Below are 21,671 nucleotides of genomic sequence, written 5' to 3' on the forward strand. Positions count from 1 at the left end.
ACCTAGCGAAGAAGTATGACAGTTTTAGAACAGGGAACAATCTCTATCCATACCGAGAATATTTTCCCGATTATCAAGAAGTCGCTATACACAGACCACGAAGTCTTCTTGCGGGAACTAATTTCTAACGCCGTCGATGCCATTGCCAAACTCAAAATGGTTTCTCGAACGGGCGAATACAGCGGCGACATTAGCGAACCACAAATCAACATTGCGATCGACAAAGAAAACAAAACCCTCTCAATTTCCGATAACGGCATCGGCATGACCGCCGACGAGGTAAAAAAATACATCAACCAAGTCGCTTTCTCCAGCGCCGAAGAATTCATTCAGAAATACCAAGGCAGCGGCGACGATGCAATTATCGGTCACTTCGGACTCGGTTTCTACTCTTCTTTCATGGTCGCGCAGAAAGTAGACATTGACACTCTTTCCTACAAAGAAGGTTCCCAAGCAGTACACTGGTCTTGCGACGGTTCCCCCGCTTTTGAACTATCAGAATCCACCCGCACAGAACGCGGCACTACAATTACTCTGACACTTCAGGATGAAGAACTCGAATATGTAGAAGCCAGCCGGGTCAAGCAGTTAGTCAAAACCTACTGCGATTTCATGCCAGTTCCGATCAAATTTGAGGGAGAGGAACTCAACAAACACAAAGCAATCTGGCGGGAATCAGCCAGCAACTTGCAGAAACAAGATTATTTGGAACTCTACCGCTATCTTTACCCGTTCCAAGAGGAACCGCTGCTGTGGGTACACCTGAATACAGATTATCCTTTTATTGTTAACGGGATTCTCTTCTTTCCGAAACTGCGGCCGGATGTCGATGTTACCCAAGGCAATATCAAGCTATTCTGCAATCAGGTTTTTGTCAGCGATCACTGCGAAGAAATTATCCCGAAATTCTTGATGCCGCTGCGGGGCGTGATTGACAGTACCGACATTCCGCTGAATGTTTCTCGGAGTTCTTTGCAAAGCAACCGCACTGTACGGAAAATCGCTGATTATATTGCGAAAAAAGTGGGCGACCGCCTCAAGGAACTTTATCGGGACGATCGCGATGAGTACATCCGCTGCTGGCAAGATATCGGCACTTTTGTCAAGTTCGGAGCCCTCAACGATGACAAGTTCAAAAAGCAAATCGAAGATATTTTAATCTACCGCAGCACCTACGAGCCAACATCGGAAAAACCAGAAACTGCAACCCCAGAAGTGCAGGTGCAAACCGAGGAAGGAGATTTGTGGCAAGATGTAACTCCGAAATCGGACAGTTCCGGTTCGACGCAGCCTTACACCACGCTGAAAGAGTATTTGGAACGCAATCAAAAACGCCACGAAAATCGCGTGTTTTACTGTACGGAACCTGCGTCTCAAGCAACTTACGTCGCCCTGCACAAAAGCCAAGGTTTGGAAGTGCTGTTTATGGATTCTTTCATCGACACGCACTTTATCAGTTTCTTGGAACGAGAATATTCGGATGTTAAATTCTCGCGGGTTGATTCTGACATCGACGACACGCTAATTGACAAAGAAAAAGAAGCGGAAATCGTCGATCCGGCGACGAATAAAACTCGCAGCGAACAAGTTAAAGAAATGTTCCAAAATGCTCTCAACAAGCCGAAAGTGAACATCCGCACCGAAGCTTTGAAGTCTGACTCTACTGAGGGTGCGCCACCTGCGATCGTCCTTTTACCGGAAGCTTTGCGCCGGATGCGGGATATGACGGCGCTGTTGCAGCAGCAAGCAGCGGAATTCCCCGAAGAACACGTTTTGCTGGTGAATACGTCTCACCCGCTGATTCAAAATCTGGCGAATTTGAGTCAGGGTGCGATTATTCAAAGTGGCGGCGAGTCTCCCTCGGCGCAGTTGGCGAGTATGATTTGTCACCACGTTTATGACTTGGCTTTGATGGCCCAGAAGGGTTTCGATGCTGAAGGGATGAAAGATTTTGTGGAGCGATCGAACAACGTCTTGACAAAATTGACAGAACGTGCGGTCTAATTAACCGCTAGGGCTGTTTGATTCTGTGCCGGGCCCGCTAGAGGTGATATCGTGTCCGATCGATTACCCGCGATCGATCGGACATGATATCAAATCCTCTCTTCATCGGAATGATTCAGATATATATTCTCGGACTCTGTGTACTCTGTGTTCTCTGTGGTTAAATCATTCCGATGCAAGCGCAAACGATATGATACGAGCCCAAATCCGGGTTACTCATCCAATTTATAAACCAGTCGGCGCAGGCCGACTTTGTTTGTTTAGACGCGGTTTCAACCGCCGAATCATAAACTCGTTTTATTAAATAAAAACTTCCCAAACATTGAATACAAAGCTGGCAGAACCAGTAACGTCAAGGCCGTAGAAGTAAACAACCCACCCAACACCACAACTGCCAGAGGTTGCAAAATTTCCTTGCCCGCGCCTGTACCAACTACCAGGGGAACCATGCCTAAAGCCGAGGTAAAAGCTGTCATCAAAATTGCTACCAATCTTTCCATCGCACCTTCTTTAATTATTTCCTTGAAAGGCATTCCCTTGCTTGCTTTTTGATTGAAATTATCCACCAAAAGCAAACCGTTACGAACCGCTACTCCAAATAAAGTGATAAAACCCACAAGTGAAGCTACAGAAATAATGCCACCACCGATCGCAATCGAGAAAATTCCTCCTACTAATGCCAGGGGTAAGTTGATCGTAATCATGATTACACTCGCAAAAGATTTAACGGCAAAATACATCAGCACTGCAATAATTACTATTCCTAAACTACCAAATATCAGTATATTTTGAGTCGCCCGTTCTTCCGATTCAAATTGTCCGCCGTACTGAATAAAATAACCTGAAGGCAAGATTACCTGCTGTTGTACTTTCGTCTTAATTTCATTAACAACTGAACGTAAATCTCGTCCTGAAACATTCGCAGCCACAACCAAGAAACGAGAAACATTTTCGCGGTTGATGGTATTAGGGCCAGTGCCGTATTCAATTTTTGCGACTTGTCCTAATGGGATCTTCTGTCCCGAAGGAGTATCAACTAATAAGTTGCGGATAGTATCAATATTACTGCGATTTTCCGGTTTCAACCACACCAACAAATCGAATAACTGCTGTTCTTTGAGGACTTGAGATACAACTTTTCCATTCAAGGCAGTTTCTATAGTTTCTGTAAGACTTCCAATGCTAAGTCCGTAACGTGCAGCCAAAGCGCGATCGAATTTAATCTGTAACTGACGAATAGGAATTTGTTGTTCTAACTGCAAATCAACAATACCTTTCACCTGACTCATGGCTGTTTCTACTTCCTTCCCAATAGCTCTTAATTCTGTCAAATCAGGGCCAAAAACTTTCACAGCGATCGCACTTCTCACTCCTGAAAGCACTTCATCCATGCGATGGGAAATAAAGCCTCCCACGCTAGTAGCCACACCGGGTAATTTATTAAATTCCTCTCTAATTTTAGCAATACTTTCTTCTCGATTCTTAATACCAATATCGCTGAGTTCTACATCCAAATGTCCTAGATTTACCCCAGCGGCATCAGCATCACCGGGCGCACGTCCCGATCGCAATTGTACAGCAGTAAATCGAGGATCGTCTTTGAGAGCATTCTGCATTGAAAGTCCCATATCATTAGTAGCAGACAGAGAACTCCCAGGATAAAGTAACATTGTATTAACTAAAGACCGCTCTTGAAATTCTGGTAAAAATACTCTTCCTAGTGAGGGAAGCACAATTAATGAAGCAATAAAAGCAGCTATCGCCGGCAACAAGATTAATTTAGGACGATTAATTGCCATATTCAAAACTGGACGATAAAGCCGTTGGCTTAATGCCGAAACCCAAGTCTCATCCGACGGCAATTGACGATTTGCTAATAAGATAGCGCAAAGAGCAGGGGAAAGAGTCATTGCGACAAAAGTAGAGGCCAGAATAGAAACTAAGTAAGCCACACCCATTGGGGTAAATATCCGTCCTTCTATTCCGGTCAAAGAGAAAATTGGCGCAAATACGATCGCAATGATTACTGTAGAGAAAATTACACTGGTGCGAACCTCTACCGAAGTGCTGTAAACAATTTCAAAATCGTTTTTAGGCTTACCATCTATTTGATTTTTTTGCAATCCCCGATAGCAGTTTTCCATATCCACAATTGAGTCATCCACAACTGAACCAATCGCTACTGCCAATCCGCCCAAAGTCATAGTATTTATGCCTTCTCCAAACCAGGATAAAATTAACATTCCGATCAAAACGGACAAGGGAATTGCGCTGAGAGTGATGACAGTTGTGCGCCAATTCATCAAAAACATCAGCATGATTATTGAAACAATTATGATTCCATCTCGCAGGGAATTTCGCACATTTTCAATTGCCGAATCAATAAAATTTTCTTGGCGAAAAGTCACTTCTACTTGCACATCCTTCGGCAATCCTGCCTGCACTTCCTCCATTGCTTTTTCAACTGCTCTGGTTACAGTTGGAGTATCGATTTGAGGCTGCTTGTTTACCAGTAAAATGACTCCCCTTTGACCGTTGACACTACCATCTCCTCTAGCTAGTGCTGCTCCTAACTTTACCTCTGCCACATCGCGCAGTTTGATGGGTTTTCCATTTCTAGATATTACTACTGATTCTGCCAATTCTTGAATGGTTTCAATCCGACCTACGCCGCGAATGATTTCTTCGCGATCGGGTGTAATCAAAAATCCCCCAGAGGCATTAGTATTTGATTGTTCTGCTGCTTTTGTCACCTCTTCTAAAGAGATATTCAATGCAGTTAATTTGACTGGATCTACTAAAACCTGATACTCTCTGACATCGCCTCCATAGGCAATCACCTGTGATATTCCCTGCACCGCCAGTAATCGGTTGGTAACATTTCGATCGACTAATCTTCGCACTTCCATTAAATCAGTTTTGGGCTGATTTCCTTCGGCTTTTATGGTAAAGGCATACATTAAAATTGTGCCTATTGGAGAAGAAATAGGAGATATTTGTGGTTCTTCAATACCTTGAGGCAACTTCGATCGCGTTTGCTGTAAACGTTCAGCAACGAATTGTCTCGCTTGATAAATATTTGTATCGGCTTTGAAAATTACTTTGACAACTGAAATGCCTACCGCCGAAGAGGAGCGCACAGTTTCTACCCCCGGAGTTCCATTGACTGCGCTCTCAATTGGTAAAGTAATTAAAGACTCTACTTCTTCAGGGGCTAATCCAGGGGCTTCGGTTTGAATTTCTACTTGAGGCGGGGCAAAATTAGGAAAAACATCAAGGGGCATTTTAGTTAAATTATAACTACCCAAAAAAGTAACTAGAATTGCACCGATTACAACTAGCCAACGTTGAGCGATCGACCATCTGAGGATTGAATTAAGCATTTTTTAGACAATTAATTTATAATTCTTAAAGTTTTGCCTCAGTTAAGAAGCAATTTTTCGCTTCAAACTCTTGACTTCTGATAGCCAGCGGCGGTTAATTACCCATCTGAGAATTGTGCTGAACATTTAAATAGTTGACAGTTGACAGTTGACGGTTAAATAGCCATTCAATTTATATTGACACCATAAAATGAAATTAGGATGAAATATTTTGACTTCCCACCTTGATTAATAAGTCATCTAAAATCTCAAATCTTAAATGATATAACCAGTGTTGCTCTTTTTGACAAAGCAGCTTACAATAGTTATTATGCAAGCACCAAAACACTACTCGCACGCCCCAATCACCGAAGCCTTAATTGATATACAAGTTAAACTTCCACCAGGAGTTAAACTTGACAATTTGGCGCAGGTGTACTCAAGCATTCAGGCTGAGTATCCTCAGTGTGAAGAAGTGTTACTTTTTCAGGGACAAATGATGGCAGGTGCTAGTGTTGGGGCAACAGCAAGCCAGTCTCCTATTGGCTATAGAGCCTCCGGTGACGACCCAAAACAGATTCTTCAACTGCGTTTAGATGCTTTCGCATTCAGTTGGCTTGCCCCTTACGACTGTTGGGAAAATTTTCGGGATGAAGCAAAGCGACTGTGGAATATCTATCAGTCACTGACATATCCAGAAGCAATTGTTCGTTTAGCACTCAGGTATATTAACAGGCTAGATATTCCTTTGCCGATTGGCGATATCAAAGAGTATTTGAGGACATTTCCGGAAGTTTCTCCTGACTTGCCGCAAGGATTAAGTGGCTACTTTATGCAGCTACAAATTCCACAAGAACACTTGGGAACAATGCTTGCGATCAATCAAGCAATAGTTCCACCTCCCACACCTGATTTTGTTTCTATAATATTGGATTTAGAACTATTTCTGGAAGGAGATATTTCTTCTGATGAAATAGAGCTTTGGCAGATTTTAGAACAAATGCACGAACAAAAAAACAGAGCTTTTGAAGCTTGTATTACAGAACGCACAAGGGAGTTGATTAACTAATGGCTACAATTACCCCCCTACGCCCTAATGGCGTTTTATTGTCACCAAGATTGCTGGTGTTAAAGCCAAAAGCCACAGCTCAATTACAAAGTCCTGAAGGACGAGAAATTGCAGCACTAACCGATCAATTATTGCAGAATTTAACAGTTGTAAAACAATACTTACAAACTCTAGAAAGCTTTGGCGAAATAGACTACAATCCAGTACCACCAAAGCGATCGGAACGAGTAATCATGCGTGCTCAGTTCAAAGGGCGTAAAAAACCTCTGCCGTATATTTTCGATGAAGAATGATCGTAGAGCCTTTCTGGGTGCAGATAAATGAATCCACTCTCAGGCAAGGTGATTACCTGCCTGGGTGTCTCGTACCAAGACCAGTATTTGACCCAACAAGTTTTGGCAAAAATAGTGAAATTCAAGACGTACAAATAGAAATTAATGAAGTAGATTTAATTATTCTAACCCAAAGCTGCGATTTGGACAATAAAAAAGTAGATCAGGTAGTGCTGTGTGCAATTTACCGTATTTCAGAATTTGAGGAAAACAACGAAGCATTTAAGAAAAAAGGAAAATGGAATGAAGTTTTAAGAGGGAGAATAGAAGGTTTGCACCTGCTGGCATCACCAACGAACCCAGATAATAATAAAGAAGCACTGGTTGTAGATTTTAGAGATATCCAAACCTTGCCTTATGAATATGTGTTGAAACACGCTAGTAATTTAAACGATCGCTGGCGGTTAAAATCTCCCTACCTAGAACACTTTTCTCAGGCATTTGCACGTTTATTTATGCGAGTTGGTTTACCATCTGCTATTCCGCCTTTTTAAGTTATTTCATGTAGTTATAAGTGCTCGATTAAACAAAAATTTTACTTTGAAATCTTGACTTCTGCCTCCTGACTTTTAACGCGGTGGTTGTCATCATGCGGCAATTCATCTACTGTACTCGCATTTAGTGCTGCGGAGGAGATGGAAAAACCATTGTTTTTAGAATCCGCTGCTATTACTGGGAATTTGCGCCGATTTCCCCAAAATACTCCGGCTGCAAAAGTCAGAGATGCGATCGCAATTCCTCCCCCAACTCCCGCCCACAACGGCACGGGTAAATTATTAAAATTAACCTCTGTTGCTTTGGGAGTTGCCTCTTTCTTTTCCTCAGTTTTTGAGGGATTACTGCCGCCCCGCAAAGATTGTGCGTAAAGTTGAGGCGCGCGCTGCGTTACTATCAAATCTCCCTCAAACAAACCGCTTTTAATTTCTACTAAATCTCCGGCTGTTTGACCGAGTTCAATGTCAACCGCTTGATAAGCATCGCCATTTTTAACGTAAACTGTTTTTTTACCGTTAACATCTACTACCGCTGCGATCGGAATTGCTAAAATATTTGTGGCGGTTTTGTCGGTTAAAATCTCCAATTCCGCAAACTGTCCCGGCTTTAATTCGCCCTGACTATTATCTAGTTCTGCTTTCACGGGCACTACCCGCGTTTCTCCTTGCACGGATGAGCCAATTAAGGTGATTTTTCCCTTGAAAGTGCGATCGCCCAAACTAGCAACTTTCACCCTGACTTCCTGGCCCTGTTTTACCTGATTCAGGTCTTTTTCGTAAATGTTGGCTGTGGCAAAAACGCGACTGTCATTTAAGATGCTCATCAACGGTTTTTCAGCGCTTACGGACTCTCCTGGGGTGATTTCGCGATCGGCTACCGTGCCAGAAATCGGAGCGATAATAGTAACAAATCCTTTGTCATTGGCAATAGTTCCTAATTGTAGGAGCCGCGCTTGATAGGCTGCATCAGCCAAGCGAATCCGCGACTGAGCGACTTCCACGGCAGTTTTTGCGCGTTTGACTTGGTTCTCGGCTTCCAACACTTCCCGGCGGCTATGAGCCTTGGTGAATAAAGCTTTTGCTTCAGCAACTCTGCCTTGAGAATCGCGCAATTCCCGCATTGGCAGGTCTACTTCCGCTTGTTTAATTTCGGTTTCCGCTTTGATAACTTCGGGACGGCTTTTTGCCTTAGCAACAGCCGCTTTGGCTTGGGCGAAGTGGGCTTGCGATTCCAGCATTGTCCGCCGCGCGATCGCCCCTGCGGCCACTAATTCTTTGTCGCGATCGAACTGTTCTTTCGCAACAGTTAATTCTGTTTCAGCTTGGGCTATTTCTGCTTGCGCTATTTCAACTTGACGCTGATAATTTTCTTTAGCAACTTTGACAACTGAACGCTTATTTACTAATTCTTGCTCTCGCTGGTACTGCTGAGTTGCTGCTGTTAGTTGAGTTTTGGCTTGGGCGATTTCCGCTGCGGATATTTGAATTTGGCGATCGTAATTTTCTGTAGCTAGTTTCAAATCGCCTTGCGCTTGCTGCAAATCCGCCTCAGCTTCCGCTCGTTTCGAGAGAGATTCAACCCGCAACTGTCCTAATTCTGAACTAGACAAAACAGCAACCGGTTGATTTTTTGATACTTTGTCCCCAGGCTTAACTAGCAACTCTACCACTTTACCAGCAACCGGAGCAGTTACTTCTACCTTTTGGTTGGGCAAAGTTTCAATTTGTCCCGTAGTTTTGATGCCGATATCTAGTCGCTGGCGAACCGCTGGGGAGACTTTAATTCCTAACCGTTTTGCTGTGACGGCATCGACAGAAATAGCAGCAGGAACTTGAGAGGTTTCGCCGCTTTGGTTAAATTCATTTCCGTGTCCCGCGTGGGCGAAAACAGCCGCGGGAGATGTGAAGAATGCAAGGCTGATAATTAACCCAGAAATTCGGCAGAGCTTTATTGGGGGCATAATTGAGTAGGGGCGAATCTGAACTCATATATCACTTTTGCAGATAAATATGAAATCAGGATGAAATAGGTTAAATAAACATTGTTTCTGTAGGGGGCGGGTTCGCTAACAATATGTAATTCCCAAAAATAATCTTTATAAACCCGCCCCTACAGATTTTGCGATTAATTAATCCCACCAGTACGTGATTTATCGTTGGGTGGGGGCGGGTTTTTGAGATTGTCGATTATTAGCCGGTATTGTTTGTGAACCCGCCCCTACAGATTTTGGGATTAATGAATCCAACCAGTTACTACTGTTTGTACCAAGCTTTGCGCCACTCTTTCATTTGCTGAATTTCTTGCTTTTGGGAAGTAATAATTTCTTGAGATAATTTCTTCATTTCCGGGCGTTTTGATTTCTTCAAGGCATCTTCAGCCATCACCAAAGCTCCTTCGTGGTGGGGAATCATTGCATTGAGAAAACGCAAATCAAATTGGTCGTCAGCAGCGCCTAAATCCATGCTCATCATCATACTTTGCATCTGTTCGGGAGTCATTGCCATCATGTGACCCATTTGAGCTTGATAAGCCATTGGCGTACTGCTGGCTTTGGGGTACCAATTTGTTCGCCACTCTTTCATTTGATTGATTTCGCGGTTTTGATCGGCAATCATGTTATTTGCTAGTTTTTTCATTTCCGGGCGTTTGGATTTTTCCAGTACCTCTTTAGCCATGTTTACAGCACCTTGATGGTGTACTTTCATGCTATCAATAAATCGCAAATCGTAGTCGGCATCAGCCGGGCCTAAATCCATTGACATATTGTGATTCATGCCACTCATATTGTGGCTTTGTGCCGCGTTTTGCTGGCTGCTAGTTTCAGTTGCTGCGGTAATATTTGGGGTTGGATTTTCGGTTTTGACAGCTTTTGAACAACCTGCGATCGCTCCGCTGGTTAGGGCGGCTGCGGTCAATGTCAGCGCTGCAAAGCCTGTTTTTAATGAGATTGATTTCATAGACTTTAGTTAGATCGTTAAAACTACCACTTATCTTGATGTTTTCACATTTACATGAAATTAGGATGAAATTTTTGAGTCGGACTTGTAAAGAATTATTGCTGTGCTTTAGGTGAAATTAAACATGAATTGTGGTGAAATTTAAGATTTAGTTCAGAATTCCCCTTGACTCTCCTGTTAACTGGAGACTTTATAATGAAGTTAATTCATTGATTGAGCAGAGTAGTTTCTGCTGAGGTTCAAATTATGATTTTACAATTAAAAGTTCCCAAGATGGCTTGTTCTGCTTGTGCGAATACAATCACCAAAGCAGTCCAAACAGTGGATTCAGATGCCACTGTTGAGGCGGATCTCAAGACAAAATTGGTCACTGTTCAAACCGCTAAATCGGAAAGTGATGTTAGGGATGCGATCGCATCTGCTGGCTATCCAGTCGATTAATGTTAAGGTCAACGCCAGCAGTTTCTAACTTTAGGAATACAGCGATTTCATCCTAATTTCACATTAGGGTGAAATGCTGACAACTATAACCGCAGCATCCAGCAATCGCACCACTCATTTCGAGCGCAATTCTCCTCAGTAATTGGGAAACTCGGTCATCCCAATTACTAAATACCTTGGCAACCTGCGCTCTTATTTAGTTTAGGAGTACCCTATGGACAATCTTACACTTAAATTGCGGGGCATGAGTTGTGCTTCTTGTGCTTCCTCTATCGAACAAGCAATTCAGTCTGTTCCCGGCGTAATTGAGTGCAGTGTCAATTTTGGAATGGAACAAGCAGCTATCCAATACGACTCTAAGCAAACCAACTTAGCAACAATTCAATCGGCTGTTGATGCTGCGGGATACGAAGCTTTGCCAATTCAAGAAATGGCTACGGAGGATGATGCAGAAAAAGCCGATCGCAAATCTGAGTCTCAAAACTTGCAGCGAAAACTCTGGACAGCCGGTATCATCAGCATCCTGCTATTTGTGGGCGGTATTCCAGCTATGACTGGCTTGCACCTGCCGTTTATTCCCGCATGGCTGCACAATTTTTGGCTGCAATTAGTGCTGACATCTCCGGTACAGTTTTGGTGCGGAAAATCGTTTTATGTGGGCGCTTGGAAATCCCTAAAACGGCGTGTGGCGACAATGGATACCCTGATTGCTTTGGGTACGAGTGCTGCCTACTTTTATTCGGTATTTGTGACATTTTTCCCCGGTTTCTTTACCGCCCAAGGTTTGACTCCTAGCGTTTATTACGAAGTTGCCGCCAGCGTTGTCGCTTTAATTTTGTTGGGGAAAACCTTAGAAAATCGGGCGAAGGGGGAGACTTCTGAGGCTATTCGGAAACTTATGGGTTTGCAAGCGAAAACGGCTCGGATTGTTCGCAACGGGGAAGAGTTGGAAGTGCCGATCGCCCAAGTGGAAATTGGCGACATCGTGCAGGTGCGGCCCGGCGAGCAAGTTCCCGTAGACGGAGAGGTGATTGAAGGCTCTTCAACAATAGATGAAGCAATGGTAACGGGGGAAAGTTTGGCTGTCAAAAAGCAGGTTGGTGACGAAGTTATCGGCTCGACAATTAACAAAACGGGCAGCTTTAAGTTTCGCACTACTAAGATTGGTAAGGATACCTTTTTAGCTCAAATTGTCAAGATGGTGCAGGATGCCCAGGGGTCAAAAGCACCTATTCAAAAGTTGGCAGACGAGGTGACTGGTTGGTTTGTTCCGGCAGTAATTGCCGTCGCTTTAGCTACTTTTATTATCTGGTTTAACGCGACGGGTAACACCACTTTAGCAACAATTACAATGGTGGAGGTACTGATTATTGCTTGTCCTTGTGCTTTGGGTTTGGCGACTCCGACTGCTGTGATGGTGGGAACTGGTAAAGGTGCGGAAAACGGGATTTTAATTAAAGGAGCCGATAGTTTAGAATTAGCGCAAAAAATTCAAGTTATTGTGTTAGATAAAACAGGGACTCTCACGGAAGGAAAGCCGACTGTAACTGATTTTGTGACTGTTAAAGGCACGGAAAACAGCAATGAGTTAAAGTTGCTGCAATTGGCTGCGTCTGTCGAGCGAAATTCGGAGCATCCTGTGGGGGAAGCTGTTGTTAGATACGCTCAATCTCAAGAGGTGAATTTGACGGATGTTAAGGAGTTTGAGGCCGTCGCGGGTAGCGGTGTGCGAGGGGTTGTCGGCGGAAAGCCGATCGCCCTGGGAACCCTCAGATGGATGCAGGAACTAGGCTGCGATACTGAATATCTGGAACTGCGCGCGAGAGCTTTGGAAGTTTCGAGCAAAACGGTGGTTTGGATGGCTGTAGAGGGCAAAATTGAGGCAATTCTGGGCATTGCTGATGCCCTCAAACCGTCGTCAGCGCAGGCGGTGAAAGCGCTGCAAAAACTCGGTTTGGAGGTGGTGATGCTGACTGGGGACAATCGATCGACTGCGGAGTCGATCGCCAGATCCGTTGGTATTACTCGCGTTTTTGCCGAAGTTAGACCCGACCAAAAAGCAGCTAAAATCCAAGCCCTGCAAGGGGAAGGGAAAATTGTCGCGATGGTGGGAGACGGGATCAACGATGCACCGGCTTTGGCCGCTTCAGATGTGGGAATTGCGATCGGTACCGGCACAGATGTGGCGATCGCCGCCAGCGACATTACCTTAATTTCGGGAGACTTGCAAGGCATAGTTACAGCAATTCAACTTTCGCGCGCCACCATGCGGAACATCCGCGAAAATCTGTTTTTTGCCTTTATTTACAACATCGCTGGAATCCCGATCGCAGCGGGCGTTCTCTACCCGATTTTGGGCTGGCTGCTAAGTCCAATTATCGCCGGTGCTGCAATGGCTTTTAGTTCAGTTTCCGTACTTACTAATGCTTTGCGCTTGCGAAATTTCCAACCAAAGTCTCTAGCATAAATTAGGAGTAATTAGACAAATGTTGCACCGCCGTCAAATGTGGGGAACTCTCGCGAGTTTAGGAATTGCGATCGGAATGGCATCGGGAGTTCAAGCTGCCGAACCCGTCGCTGCTTCTAATTCAACCACTCAATTTCGCAGCATCGAACAGCCGCTAGGTTTAAAAGTTGGTGTCACCCTCGGTGGTTTGACATTAATTGGTTTGGAGTTGTGGTGGTTTTTGTTCAGTAAAGCAAAAGGTCAGCAAGCTGAATCTATTCAGGGAATACAAGAATTGACTATTACTGTAGATGGGGGTTACGAGCCTGCTAGTGTAGTTGTGAAATCCGGTCAATTAGTCCGGCTAAATTTCTTGAGGCGTGACCCGAATAGTTGTCTTGAAAAAGTGTTGTTGCCAGATTTTCATATTGTGCGAGAATTACCTCTCAATCAGGTGACAGCTATTGAATTCACCCCTGAAAAACCCGGACGATACCTATTTACTTGCGGCATGAATATGTTTCGGGGTGTGGTGGAAGTACAAAAGTAAATCAAATAGACAGTTGTCAACCTGCGGCAATTGCGACGGTTGAGGCGCGAGTTTTTTCGGCAAGAAATCGCTAAAATAGATGAAAGCTTAAAAAATTTGGAGTGAGCTAAATGCAATTACTACACACGATGCTCCGAGTCGCCAACCTGGAAGAATCTCTCAAATTCTACACGGAAGTGTTGGGCATGAAACTGCTGCGGCAAAAAGACTATCCAGATGGCAAATTTACCCTGGCTTTTGTGGGCTACGGCGACGAATCAGACACTACGGTTTTGGAATTAACCTACAACTGGGGCGTAACAGAGTACAATTTAGGAGATGCTTACGGTCATATTGCGATCGGCGTTGACGACATTTACGCTACTTGCGAACAAATTAAAGCCCGCGGCGGTAAAGTCAGCCGCGAACCCGGGCCGATGAAACACGGCTCAACTGTTATTGCTTTTGTGGAAGATCCAGATGGATATAAAGTTGAATTAATCCAACTAAAAAATCAAAGCAGCAGCAGTCAGAAAATAGCTGCAACAAACGCATCCTAGAAACTCTCTTTTTAGGGTGCCCGGAAACCAACTTTTGGAGTTAGTTTCTAACTCTACTTCTGGCGCACCCTAGTGATAGCAAATCCGGGTAATATACCTCCTTTACTCGCTCGGCGGTTGAAACCGCGTCTACACAAACAAAGTCGGCCTGCGCCGACTGGTTGATCGAGGGTATCCAAAACCCGGATTTGGTATTAACAATGCCGCGCCCCTGCACCGTTAGCAAGCTGAAATTTAGGGTTTCTTTTTGGGAGATTTGGGAGGTTGGGGAGATTTTAATATTTTGTCGGCGGCCATTTTGTCAACGATTACGTCGCTGATAATCTTAGATCCGTGGGAGGTAAAATGCACGCCGTCACTAATTTTTACATAGCCTCGCTTCCCCGATTTGTCAGCAACTACCGGCACAAATTTTCCCGATTGTGCAAAGGTTTCCCAAGTAGAAATAAATTCAATTTTGGGAGAAGCTTTTTTAGCATTTTTATAAATATTGTTCATGACAGGAAAAGCTTTGATATACGCCGATTTATTCGAGTTAGATTGACCAATCCAATACACTTTTCTCGCGGAGGAAGAGCCAAGCAACTTGGCATATTTGTCTACTCTTTCTTGATAAGCTTTTTGCCATTCTGGGGTCAGAATTGCCCGATATTTTCCTTGAGAATCAATGATATCTTGAGTGTCATTTCCTCCAAACAAAATTATCACTACATCTGGGCGGTAATCCTGGATAATTTTGTTGGTTCTGGCATACCAGTCATAATAATCTATCCGATTTAATCCGCTGGATACTTTGTAGTCAAGTTTTGTATCAGCGATGTTGTATTTGTTCTTAAGAGTGTACTGGAGTTGAATTCCTAAGTCGAACATTACGGAATCTCCAATAAATAAAAATTTGCGATAAGGTACGGTTAGTTTGGGTTTGGCTGGAGTTGGTTTTTTTGCAGGTTTTGGGGGAGGAGGTGCGGATTTTGTGGCGGTTTGGACTGGAGAAGTTTCTGCTTTTTTGGGGATGCTATCGAAATTGATATCTTTGATTTTGCTCCAAAAATCTTGTTCTGATTTCCTGAAACTGTCTATTTCTATTTGGCGCGCTGCTTGTTTGATTTCGGGAGTTGCGAAAGGAGTTGAAGCAAAGCTTTTGAGAAATAAGGATAAGTTGGAAAATATTAAGGTGAGAATTACAGAAATAACTATCAGTAAAATTTCTCGATCTTTCATAGGAAGAAGGAAGAAGGAAGAAGGAAGAAGGAAGAAGGAAGAGGGAAGAAGGAAGAAGGAAGCAGTCATTAGTCATTAGTCATTAGTCATTAGTCATTAGTCATTAGTTATTGGTTATTAGTTGTTAGTTATTAGTCATATCAAATCGGTTAGCATCGGAATGATTCAGATATATATTCTCTCCCTCTGTGTACTCTGCGTACTCTGTGGTTAAATCATTCCGATGCAAGCGGAAACGATATCATTAGTCATTAGTCATTAGTTATTAGTTATTAGTGCTGTCGCCACCCGATCGAACGTCCAACATCATCAGGAAGAAAGCCCTTCGGCTTCGCTCAGGGTAAAAGAAGGAAGAAGGCAGAAGGAAGAAGACATATACAGGAATCTTTTTAGCGATCCCTATTTTACGTTTAATTAGGTGGATTTATTTGCTTTTTTAGAAATTAAAGTAAATAAAAGGCGGGACGGTACTTGGGCCCAACATCAAGATAGCATACACGAACAGCGAAACTAAGACAACTCTCAAGAAAATATTTTTTAAGGAAAATAGTTTTTGCAAGAGTTGGGAAATTATCTCGCCCCAAAAGTTGATCGCGCCAATTACGGCAATTACTAAATACAATTGCCAAAAGTTAAATACAAAAGTTGCAGCGGAAAAATTCAGAATTCCCTGAAAAAAAATCATTGCAGTTTCCCAGTTGGGCGTGCCGAAAAATACCCAGCTACAAGTCACAAAGCTAAATGTTAGCAGCCAACTGCAAAATTTAGCAAGTCGGGGAAAGGAATAGTCTAATTTGAAGTGGATAGCTTGGGGAATATCTTTGCATAAATGGTTGACAATCAATCCTAAACCGTGAATTGTTCCCCAGACAATAAAGTTTAAACCTGCGCCGTGCCAAAATCCGCCGATCGCCATTGTCATCAGTAAATTTACGTACTTCCTTAACTTCCCGTATTTATTGCCGCCCAAGGGAAAGTAAACGTAATCTCTCAGCCACTCGGAAAGACTGATGTGCCACCTTTTCCAGAATTCTTGCAAGCTGAGCGATCGGTATGGCATATTAAAGTTGGCAATGGGTTTGAAACCTAGCAAACAGGAGATGCCGTTAGCTAAGTCCGAGTAGCCGCTAAAATCTACGTAAATTAAACATGAATAGGAAATTGCCGCGAGGATTAAATCGATGCTGCTGTATTGCTGGGGAACTGTGAATGGGAGTTGGGTGAAGTTAAATAAAAAGCTCGATAAAGTATATTTTTTGAAGAGTCCAGACAAAATTAAAACTATGACTTCTTCGATTTGATAGTCGTATTTTTTGGGTGAGTTTAGCTGGGTGTAAAATTCGCGAGGCCGCGATATTGGCCCGGAGGCAATTTGGGGAAAGTAGGTAATGTAGGTGGCGTAGTCTACAAATTTCGGACAGGGGATTTTCTTTTGGTAGCAGTCGATTAAATGGGAAATCATTCTAAATGTGTAGAAGGATACGCCGACTGGGGCGATTATTTGCAACATTTGAATGCTGGCGGGAATTTGTAGTTGGTTGAGTACCTCAAACAAGGATGTTACAAAGAAGTTGCAATATTTAAAGATGCCGAGGTTGGCTGTGTTGAAAATTATGCCGGAAATTAAAGCAAGTTTTTTGTATTTTCCGTTGCAGACAGCCCGGAGAATGATATAATTGTAGGCAGTACCTAAAACTAGGAGTAATAGAAAGTCTAAACTCCAAAATGAATAAAATAATAAACTGGAAATTAGCAAGACGATTTTATATAAACCGACTTGGGACTTCAAGGATATAATTATGCTAAAAATAATGAGAAAAAATACTAGGAATTGGTAAGTTGGAAATAGCATACATCTCAGAATATTAAACAACGTTAGGGCAATCTATAAATGTTAAATACACCAATAAAAAGGTTCTTATTGAGGACTTTATTCTGCATTCATGAAGGACTAAAATCCTCACTACGAACTTAGGGGAATGGCGAGTCTCTGGAGTAGTGGAGAGAATGGAGAACTACTGTATTTTCATAAGTTCGATCGCGCGCGGAGGCTGCAGAGTACAAAAAATCTCCCTAGATTGCGGGCTGCAAGCTTTTGCAAAAGCTCAATTATTTTGCAACTTCAGCAGAATTAACCGCACTCATAGATTCACAATCCTGTTTAAAGATTATGATGGTTGTGAGACGATATATTAACGGATAACCACAGGAATCCCCTTGATTGCGAGGAAGCAACGTGCAGCCAACAGACCCTAGCAAATTTACCGATGAAGCCTGGGAAGCGATTGTCAAATCCCAGGATGTAGCCCGCCGCTTTGCCAATCAGCAGCTAGAGGTTGAACATTTAGCGATCGCCATTTGTGAACAGCTTGGCTTGGGAAACAGCATTCTCAGCCAAGCTGGAGTAGATGTGACCCGCTTAGCGCAACAGTTAGAAGCTTTTGCCAAACGACAGCCCAAAGTTACCAACGCTGACCAACTATACCTCGGTCGCGGCTTAGACGTGATGTTAGATGCTGCTGAGTCTGCCAAACAGGCTTGGCAAGATAATTTTATCGCCATTGAACATTTATTAATTGGCTTAGTAGAAGATGAACGAGTTGGTAGGCGATTGCTGACTAGGGGCGATGGGCCCCCCGGTCGCCCCGGTTACGATCGCAAACCGGCCCCAGGGACGATCGATCGACCAAAACTCGAAGAAGCAATCAAATCAGTCCGCGCCGCCGCTAAAGTCTCAGAAAAAAGTTCCGAAACGGGGAAAGCCACCCTCCGCAGCGCTAAAGCCCAAGGAGATAGCGAAGCCAATTCCGACGCCCTCAGCAAATACGGCCGAGATTTGACCGAAGCCGCCAAAGCAGGAAAACTCGATCCAGTCATCGGCCGCGACGAAGAAATTCGCCGCGTCGTCCAAGTTCTTTCGCGCCGTCAAAAAAACAACCCAGTATTAATTGGCGATCCCGGAGTCGGAAAAACTGCGATCGCCGAAGGTTTAGCGCAGAGAATTGTTAACGGCGACGTGCCCGAATCTTTGAAAAACCGCCAGCTATTCAGCCTCGACATGGGCAGTTTAATTGCTGGGGCAAAATTCCGAGGCGAATTTGAAGAAAGATTGCGATCTGTCCTGCGAGAAGTTATCGATTCCGACGGGCAAATTGTCCTATTTATTGACGAATTGCACACCGTTGTTGGAACTGGCGGCGGCGGCAGTTCCGGTTCGGGAATGGATGCTGGAAATTTGTTGAAACCGATGTTGGCCAGAGGCGAATTGCGCTGCATCGGCGCTACAACTCTCGATGAATTCCGCAAAAATATTGAAAAAGATCCGGCACTGGAACGCCGCTTTCAACAAGTATTTGTCGGCGAACCGACTGTGGAAGATACTGTTTCAATTTTGCGCGGATTGAAAGACCGCTACGAACGCCACCACGGGGTAAAAATTACCGATTCGGCGCTGGTTGCTGCTGCAACTCTGTCTTTTCGGTATATTTCCGATCGCTTTTTGCCGGATAAGGCGATCGACCTCGTAGATGAAGCGGCCGCCCATTTGAAAATGGAAATTACCTCTAAACCCGTGGAACTGGAAGGGATCGACCGCCGGGTGATGCAGTTGGAAATGGAAAAATTGTCGATCGAAGGCGAGGGAAAAGGTTCTCCCAGCCCCACCATCAGCCCCCGGATCGAACGCATCAAAACAGAGATTGACATCTTAAAAGTCAAGCAGGAAAAATTGTCTTCTCAGTGGCTGGGTGAAAAGCAGTTATTGGATGCAATCAATAAATTGAAAGCAGAAGAAGACCAACTGCGAGTGCAAATTGAGCAAGCAGAAAGAGCTTACGATTTGAATAAAGCCGCGCAGTTGAAATACGGTAAACTTGAGACGGCGGTGCGCGATCGCGAAGCCAAGGAAGCCGAACTTTTGAAACAGCAAGCTCAAGGTTCTTCGCTGCTGCGGGAAAAAGTTACTGAGGGTGACATTGCCGAAATTGTGGCGAAATGGACGGGAATTCCGGTCAACCGATTGTTAGAGTCGGAACGCCAAAAATTGCTGCAATTGGAAAGCCATTTGCACAAAAAAGTCATCGGTCAAGAGGAGGCTGTAACGGCGGTTGCTGCGGCGATCCGGCGGGCGCGAGCTGGTATGAAAGATCCCGGTAGACCGATCGGCTCTTTCTTGTTTATGGGCCCCACAGGCGTGGGAAAAACTGAGTTGGCGCGGGCCTTGGCTGAGTTTTTGTTTGACAGCGATGATGCGATCGTCCGCATCGATATGTCGGAATACATGGAGAAGCAAAACGTCTCCCGGTTGGTAGGAGCTCCCCCCGGATATGTCGGTTACGATGAAGGGGGACAACTTTCCGAAGCAGTGCGGAGACGCCCTTATTCGGTGGTGCTGTTTGACGAAGTGGAAAAGGCGCACCCTGATATATTTAACATTTTGCTGCAAGTGTTGGATGACGGGAGAATTACCGATTCTCAAGGTCGAGTGATTGACTTTAAAAATACCGTAATTGTGATGACTAGCAATATCGGCAGCGATCACATTTTAGACGTGTTTGCCAAGAAGGAAAAAACCGCCAAAAAATCGGGAAATCGCAAGCAGGCTACAAAAGATTTGTCAAGTCAAAAGACAGATTATAAAGTTGATGCTGACGGTACTGTCGAAATATCAGCTTCGCAAGTTGATACATCAGACAAGATCGAAAAAGACCCAACTGAAAATGAAGATTTATTGTCTCAAGAACGGGAGACTGACCAAGAGTACGAACAAATGTTAAAACGGGTGATGGCAGCTTTGCGATCGCACTTCCGGCCCGAATTTCTTCAGCGGGTTGACGAGACAATTTTGTTCCACACTTTGAGCAAGACGGAACTGCGGCAAATCGTCACCATTCAAGTCAAGCGGATCGAGCGTTTGTTGGCGGAGCAAAAAATTACTTTGGAACTGTCAGATGCGGCGAAAAACCACATCACAGATGTCGGTTACGACCCAGTTTACGGCGCTCGTCCCTTGAAACGCGCCATCCAGCGGGAGTTGGAAAACCCGCTGGCTAACAAAATTCTGGAAAATGCGTTTGTCGAAGGAGATACAATTGCGATCGACTGCAAAAATAACAGTTTGCAGTTTCGCAAAAAAGACTCTATCCCCTCCCTAGTAGGTAACAGTTTGTAGCTGGACTTAGGAACAGGCTTTCTGGCTATTGGTGTCAACTTAACGTCAAAGTTGCTGAGAGACTGCTGTTTGGCGATTAAGCCTCGATCTCCCTGGCACCCCCCTTCTTAAGGAGGGGACAAGAGTCTTCTCAAAGTCCCCCTTTTTAAGGGGGATTTAGGGGGATCTGGCCTAGGCTATAAACGAGAGATACAAAAGTTTTATGGCTTAAGTTGACACCAATCGCTTTCTGGCCTGTTCCACCAAAAATAAATCTTCTTGTTTCCCAGAAAGCCTGGTAGTTTAAAATTATGAAACAACTAACTAGAATCACTCTGAATCCAGAAGTAATGGGAGGAAAACCCTGCATTCGCGGCTTGCGAGTCACTGTTGGCACGATAGTCGGACTGATGGCATCGGGACACTCACCGTCAAGCATTTTGCAGGCCTATCCCTACCTGGAAGAAGCAGATATATATGAAGCGCTTGCTTATGCAGCCTGGCGAGTTGAAGAAGTAGAAATTCCTCTCAAAATAGCGTGAAAATTTTGATTGATATGAATCTGTCACCTGAATGGACTATCGTATTTACTAAATACGGAATAGAGTCTCTTCATTGGTCTACAGTCGGCGATCCTCGTGCCACAGATCGTGTTATTATGGAATGGGCGCGAGTAAATGACTATGCCGTATTCACTCATGATTTAGATTTTGGCGCACTGCTGGCCGCAACCCAAGCTGATGCTCCCAGTGTCATTCAAGTACGTATTATAAAACTTCATTAAGTTTGTAAGCAGTAGTAAGCAATGGTAGTATCATATAGTCAACAAGCCAGAATTATTGCGAACGTTAAAAAATGGAGAGTCTAAATGCAACTAGCAGAGAGACACATCATTAAATCCACAGAGAATCGTTTTGTTGAAATTGACGAGTTAGCCTTTAAATCCAAAAATTTATACAACGCGGCTAACTACGTTATTCGTCAAAGTTTTGTCTATGGATGGGGTTATATTAATTACAACGAAATGAATCGTTTGATGAAATATCATCAAGCATACAAGGAATTACCAGCCAAGGTAAGTCAACAAATATTAATGATATTAGACA

The 21,671-nt window shown here is 43.9% G+C and carries 16 protein-coding genes and 1 pseudogene; 12 read left to right on the forward strand and 5 right to left on the reverse strand.

Going from position 1 to position 21,671, the window contains the following annotated elements:
• Nucleotides 1-15 precede the first annotated feature (15 nt).
• Complete coding sequence (gene htpG, locus WBA89_RS19090) at nucleotides 16-2,004, forward strand: molecular chaperone HtpG (RefSeq protein WP_424408777.1); 1,989 nt, start codon at nucleotides 16-18, stop codon at nucleotides 2,002-2,004.
• A gap of 284 nt (nucleotides 2,005-2,288) precedes the next feature.
• On the opposite strand, the gene WBA89_RS19095 is transcribed toward htpG, so the two are convergent.
• Nucleotides 2,289-5,387 (reverse strand): efflux RND transporter permease subunit, encoded by a 3,099-nt coding sequence (locus WBA89_RS19095; RefSeq protein ID WP_424408778.1) that lies wholly within the window; start codon nucleotides 5,385-5,387, stop codon nucleotides 2,289-2,291.
• Between the two features lie 310 nt (nucleotides 5,388-5,697).
• Here WBA89_RS19095 and WBA89_RS19100 point away from each other — a divergent pair, with 310 nt between their 5' ends.
• From WBA89_RS19100 to WBA89_RS19110, 3 genes are read left to right on the forward strand one after another with little or no spacing between them, the layout of a single operon-like run.
• Nucleotides 5,698-6,435 carry a TIGR04255 family protein gene (locus WBA89_RS19100; RefSeq protein WP_424408779.1) on the forward strand — a complete coding sequence of 246 codons (738 nt, stop codon included), beginning with the start codon at nucleotides 5,698-5,700 and terminating at the stop codon, nucleotides 6,433-6,435.
• A complete protein-coding gene (locus WBA89_RS19105; RefSeq protein ID WP_424408780.1) occupies nucleotides 6,435-6,728 on the forward strand; it encodes a hypothetical protein in 294 nt (97 codons plus the stop codon). The genes WBA89_RS19100 and WBA89_RS19105 overlap by 1 nt, the downstream gene beginning before the upstream one ends.
• Entirely contained in the window at nucleotides 6,725-7,261 is a 537-nt protein-coding gene (locus tag WBA89_RS19110; protein ID WP_424408781.1) for a hypothetical protein, read from the forward strand. The genes WBA89_RS19105 and WBA89_RS19110 overlap by 4 nt, the downstream gene beginning before the upstream one ends.
• 41 nt (nucleotides 7,262-7,302) lie before the next feature.
• Here WBA89_RS19110 and WBA89_RS19115 read toward each other — a convergent pair whose 3' ends face one another.
• Both WBA89_RS19115 and WBA89_RS19120 read right to left on the reverse strand, forming a co-directional pair.
• Nucleotides 7,303-9,222 (reverse strand): efflux RND transporter periplasmic adaptor subunit, encoded by a 1,920-nt coding sequence (locus WBA89_RS19115; RefSeq protein WP_424408782.1) that lies wholly within the window; start codon nucleotides 9,220-9,222, stop codon nucleotides 7,303-7,305.
• 292 nt (nucleotides 9,223-9,514) lie between these two features.
• A complete protein-coding gene (locus WBA89_RS19120) occupies nucleotides 9,515-10,219 on the reverse strand; it encodes a DUF305 domain-containing protein (protein ID WP_424408783.1) in 705 nt (234 codons plus the stop codon).
• 246 nt (nucleotides 10,220-10,465) lie between these two features.
• On the opposite strand from WBA89_RS19120, the gene WBA89_RS19125 reads away from it, so the two are divergent.
• The 4 genes from WBA89_RS19125 to gloA all read left to right on the forward strand — a co-directional run bounded on the left by WBA89_RS19125 (nucleotide 10,466) and on the right by gloA (nucleotide 14,195).
• Nucleotides 10,466-10,660, forward strand: a complete 195-nt coding sequence (locus WBA89_RS19125) for a heavy-metal-associated domain-containing protein (RefSeq protein WP_424408784.1) — start codon at nucleotides 10,466-10,468, stop codon at nucleotides 10,658-10,660.
• Between the two features lie 214 nt (nucleotides 10,661-10,874).
• Nucleotides 10,875-13,127, forward strand: coding sequence for a heavy metal translocating P-type ATPase (locus WBA89_RS19130; RefSeq protein WP_424408785.1), 2,253 nt, complete (start codon nucleotides 10,875-10,877; stop codon nucleotides 13,125-13,127).
• Nucleotides 13,128-13,146: 19 nt separating this feature from the next.
• On the forward strand, nucleotides 13,147-13,656 hold the full coding sequence (locus WBA89_RS19135; RefSeq protein WP_424408786.1) for a cupredoxin domain-containing protein: 510 nt from the start codon (nucleotides 13,147-13,149) through the stop codon (nucleotides 13,654-13,656).
• 110 nt (nucleotides 13,657-13,766) lie between these two features.
• Nucleotides 13,767-14,195 (forward strand): lactoylglutathione lyase, encoded by a 429-nt coding sequence (gene gloA, locus WBA89_RS19140; RefSeq protein WP_424408787.1) that lies wholly within the window; start codon nucleotides 13,767-13,769, stop codon nucleotides 14,193-14,195.
• Between the two features lie 234 nt (nucleotides 14,196-14,429).
• On the opposite strand, the gene WBA89_RS19145 is transcribed toward gloA, so the two are convergent.
• Nucleotides 14,430-15,416 carry a DUF459 domain-containing protein gene (locus WBA89_RS19145; RefSeq protein WP_424408788.1) on the reverse strand — a complete coding sequence of 329 codons (987 nt, stop codon included), beginning with the start codon at nucleotides 15,414-15,416 and terminating at the stop codon, nucleotides 14,430-14,432.
• A 436-nt stretch (nucleotides 15,417-15,852) separates the two neighbouring features.
• Nucleotides 15,853-17,268, reverse strand: a complete 1,416-nt coding sequence (locus tag WBA89_RS19150) for an MBOAT family O-acyltransferase (RefSeq protein ID WP_424408789.1) — start codon at nucleotides 17,266-17,268, stop codon at nucleotides 15,853-15,855.
• A gap of 384 nt (nucleotides 17,269-17,652) precedes the next feature.
• On the opposite strand from WBA89_RS19150, the gene WBA89_RS19155 reads away from it, so the two are divergent.
• The 4 genes and pseudogenes from WBA89_RS19155 to WBA89_RS19170 all read left to right on the forward strand — a co-directional run.
• A complete protein-coding gene (locus tag WBA89_RS19155; protein WP_424408790.1) occupies nucleotides 17,653-20,586 on the forward strand; it encodes an ATP-dependent Clp protease ATP-binding subunit in 2,934 nt (977 codons plus the stop codon).
• A 290-nt stretch (nucleotides 20,587-20,876) separates the two neighbouring features.
• Nucleotides 20,877-21,107 carry a DUF433 domain-containing protein gene (locus WBA89_RS19160; protein ID WP_193972510.1) on the forward strand — a complete coding sequence of 77 codons (231 nt, stop codon included), beginning with the start codon at nucleotides 20,877-20,879 and terminating at the stop codon, nucleotides 21,105-21,107.
• Nucleotides 21,104-21,349, forward strand: a complete 246-nt coding sequence (locus WBA89_RS19165; RefSeq protein WP_424408791.1) for a DUF5615 family PIN-like protein — start codon at nucleotides 21,104-21,106, stop codon at nucleotides 21,347-21,349. The genes WBA89_RS19160 and WBA89_RS19165 overlap by 4 nt, the downstream gene beginning before the upstream one ends.
• Nucleotides 21,350-21,433: 84 nt before the next feature.
• Nucleotides 21,434-21,671, forward strand: a pseudogene (locus WBA89_RS19170) (RNA-guided endonuclease TnpB family protein); the annotation flags it as partial.

Source organism: Microcoleus sp. (genome assembly GCF_049646505.1).
Lineage (GTDB): Bacteria > Cyanobacteriota > Cyanobacteriia > Cyanobacteriales > Microcoleaceae > Microcoleus.

Bases quoted from the DNA above. Each gene is read 5' to 3' on its own strand.
- gloA (WP_424408787.1), top strand. From the start codon at position 13,767: ATGCAATTACTACACACGATGCTCCGAGTCGCCAACCTGGAAGAATCT.
- WBA89_RS19160 (WP_193972510.1), top strand. From the start codon at position 20,877: ATGAAACAACTAACTAGAATCACTCTGAATCCAGAAGTAATGGGAGGA.
- WBA89_RS19135 (WP_424408786.1), top strand. From the start codon at position 13,147: ATGTTGCACCGCCGTCAAATGTGGGGAACTCTCGCGAGTTTAGGAATT.
- WBA89_RS19115 (WP_424408782.1), bottom strand. From the start codon at position 9,222: ATGCCCCCAATAAAGCTCTGCCGAATTTCTGGGTTAATTATCAGCCTT.
- htpG (WP_424408777.1), top strand. From the start codon at position 16: ATGACAGTTTTAGAACAGGGAACAATCTCTATCCATACCGAGAATATT.
- WBA89_RS19110 (WP_424408781.1), top strand. From the start codon at position 6,725: ATGATCGTAGAGCCTTTCTGGGTGCAGATAAATGAATCCACTCTCAGG.
- WBA89_RS19100 (WP_424408779.1), top strand. From the start codon at position 5,698: ATGCAAGCACCAAAACACTACTCGCACGCCCCAATCACCGAAGCCTTA.
- WBA89_RS19120 (WP_424408783.1), bottom strand. From the start codon at position 10,219: ATGAAATCAATCTCATTAAAAACAGGCTTTGCAGCGCTGACATTGACC.
- WBA89_RS19095 (WP_424408778.1), bottom strand. From the start codon at position 5,387: ATGCTTAATTCAATCCTCAGATGGTCGATCGCTCAACGTTGGCTAGTT.
- WBA89_RS19125 (WP_424408784.1), top strand. From the start codon at position 10,466: ATGATTTTACAATTAAAAGTTCCCAAGATGGCTTGTTCTGCTTGTGCG.
- WBA89_RS19130 (WP_424408785.1), top strand. From the start codon at position 10,875: ATGGACAATCTTACACTTAAATTGCGGGGCATGAGTTGTGCTTCTTGT.
- WBA89_RS19150 (WP_424408789.1), bottom strand. From the start codon at position 17,268: ATGCTATTTCCAACTTACCAATTCCTAGTATTTTTTCTCATTATTTTT.
- WBA89_RS19145 (WP_424408788.1), bottom strand. From the start codon at position 15,416: ATGAAAGATCGAGAAATTTTACTGATAGTTATTTCTGTAATTCTCACC.
- WBA89_RS19105 (WP_424408780.1), top strand. From the start codon at position 6,435: ATGGCTACAATTACCCCCCTACGCCCTAATGGCGTTTTATTGTCACCA.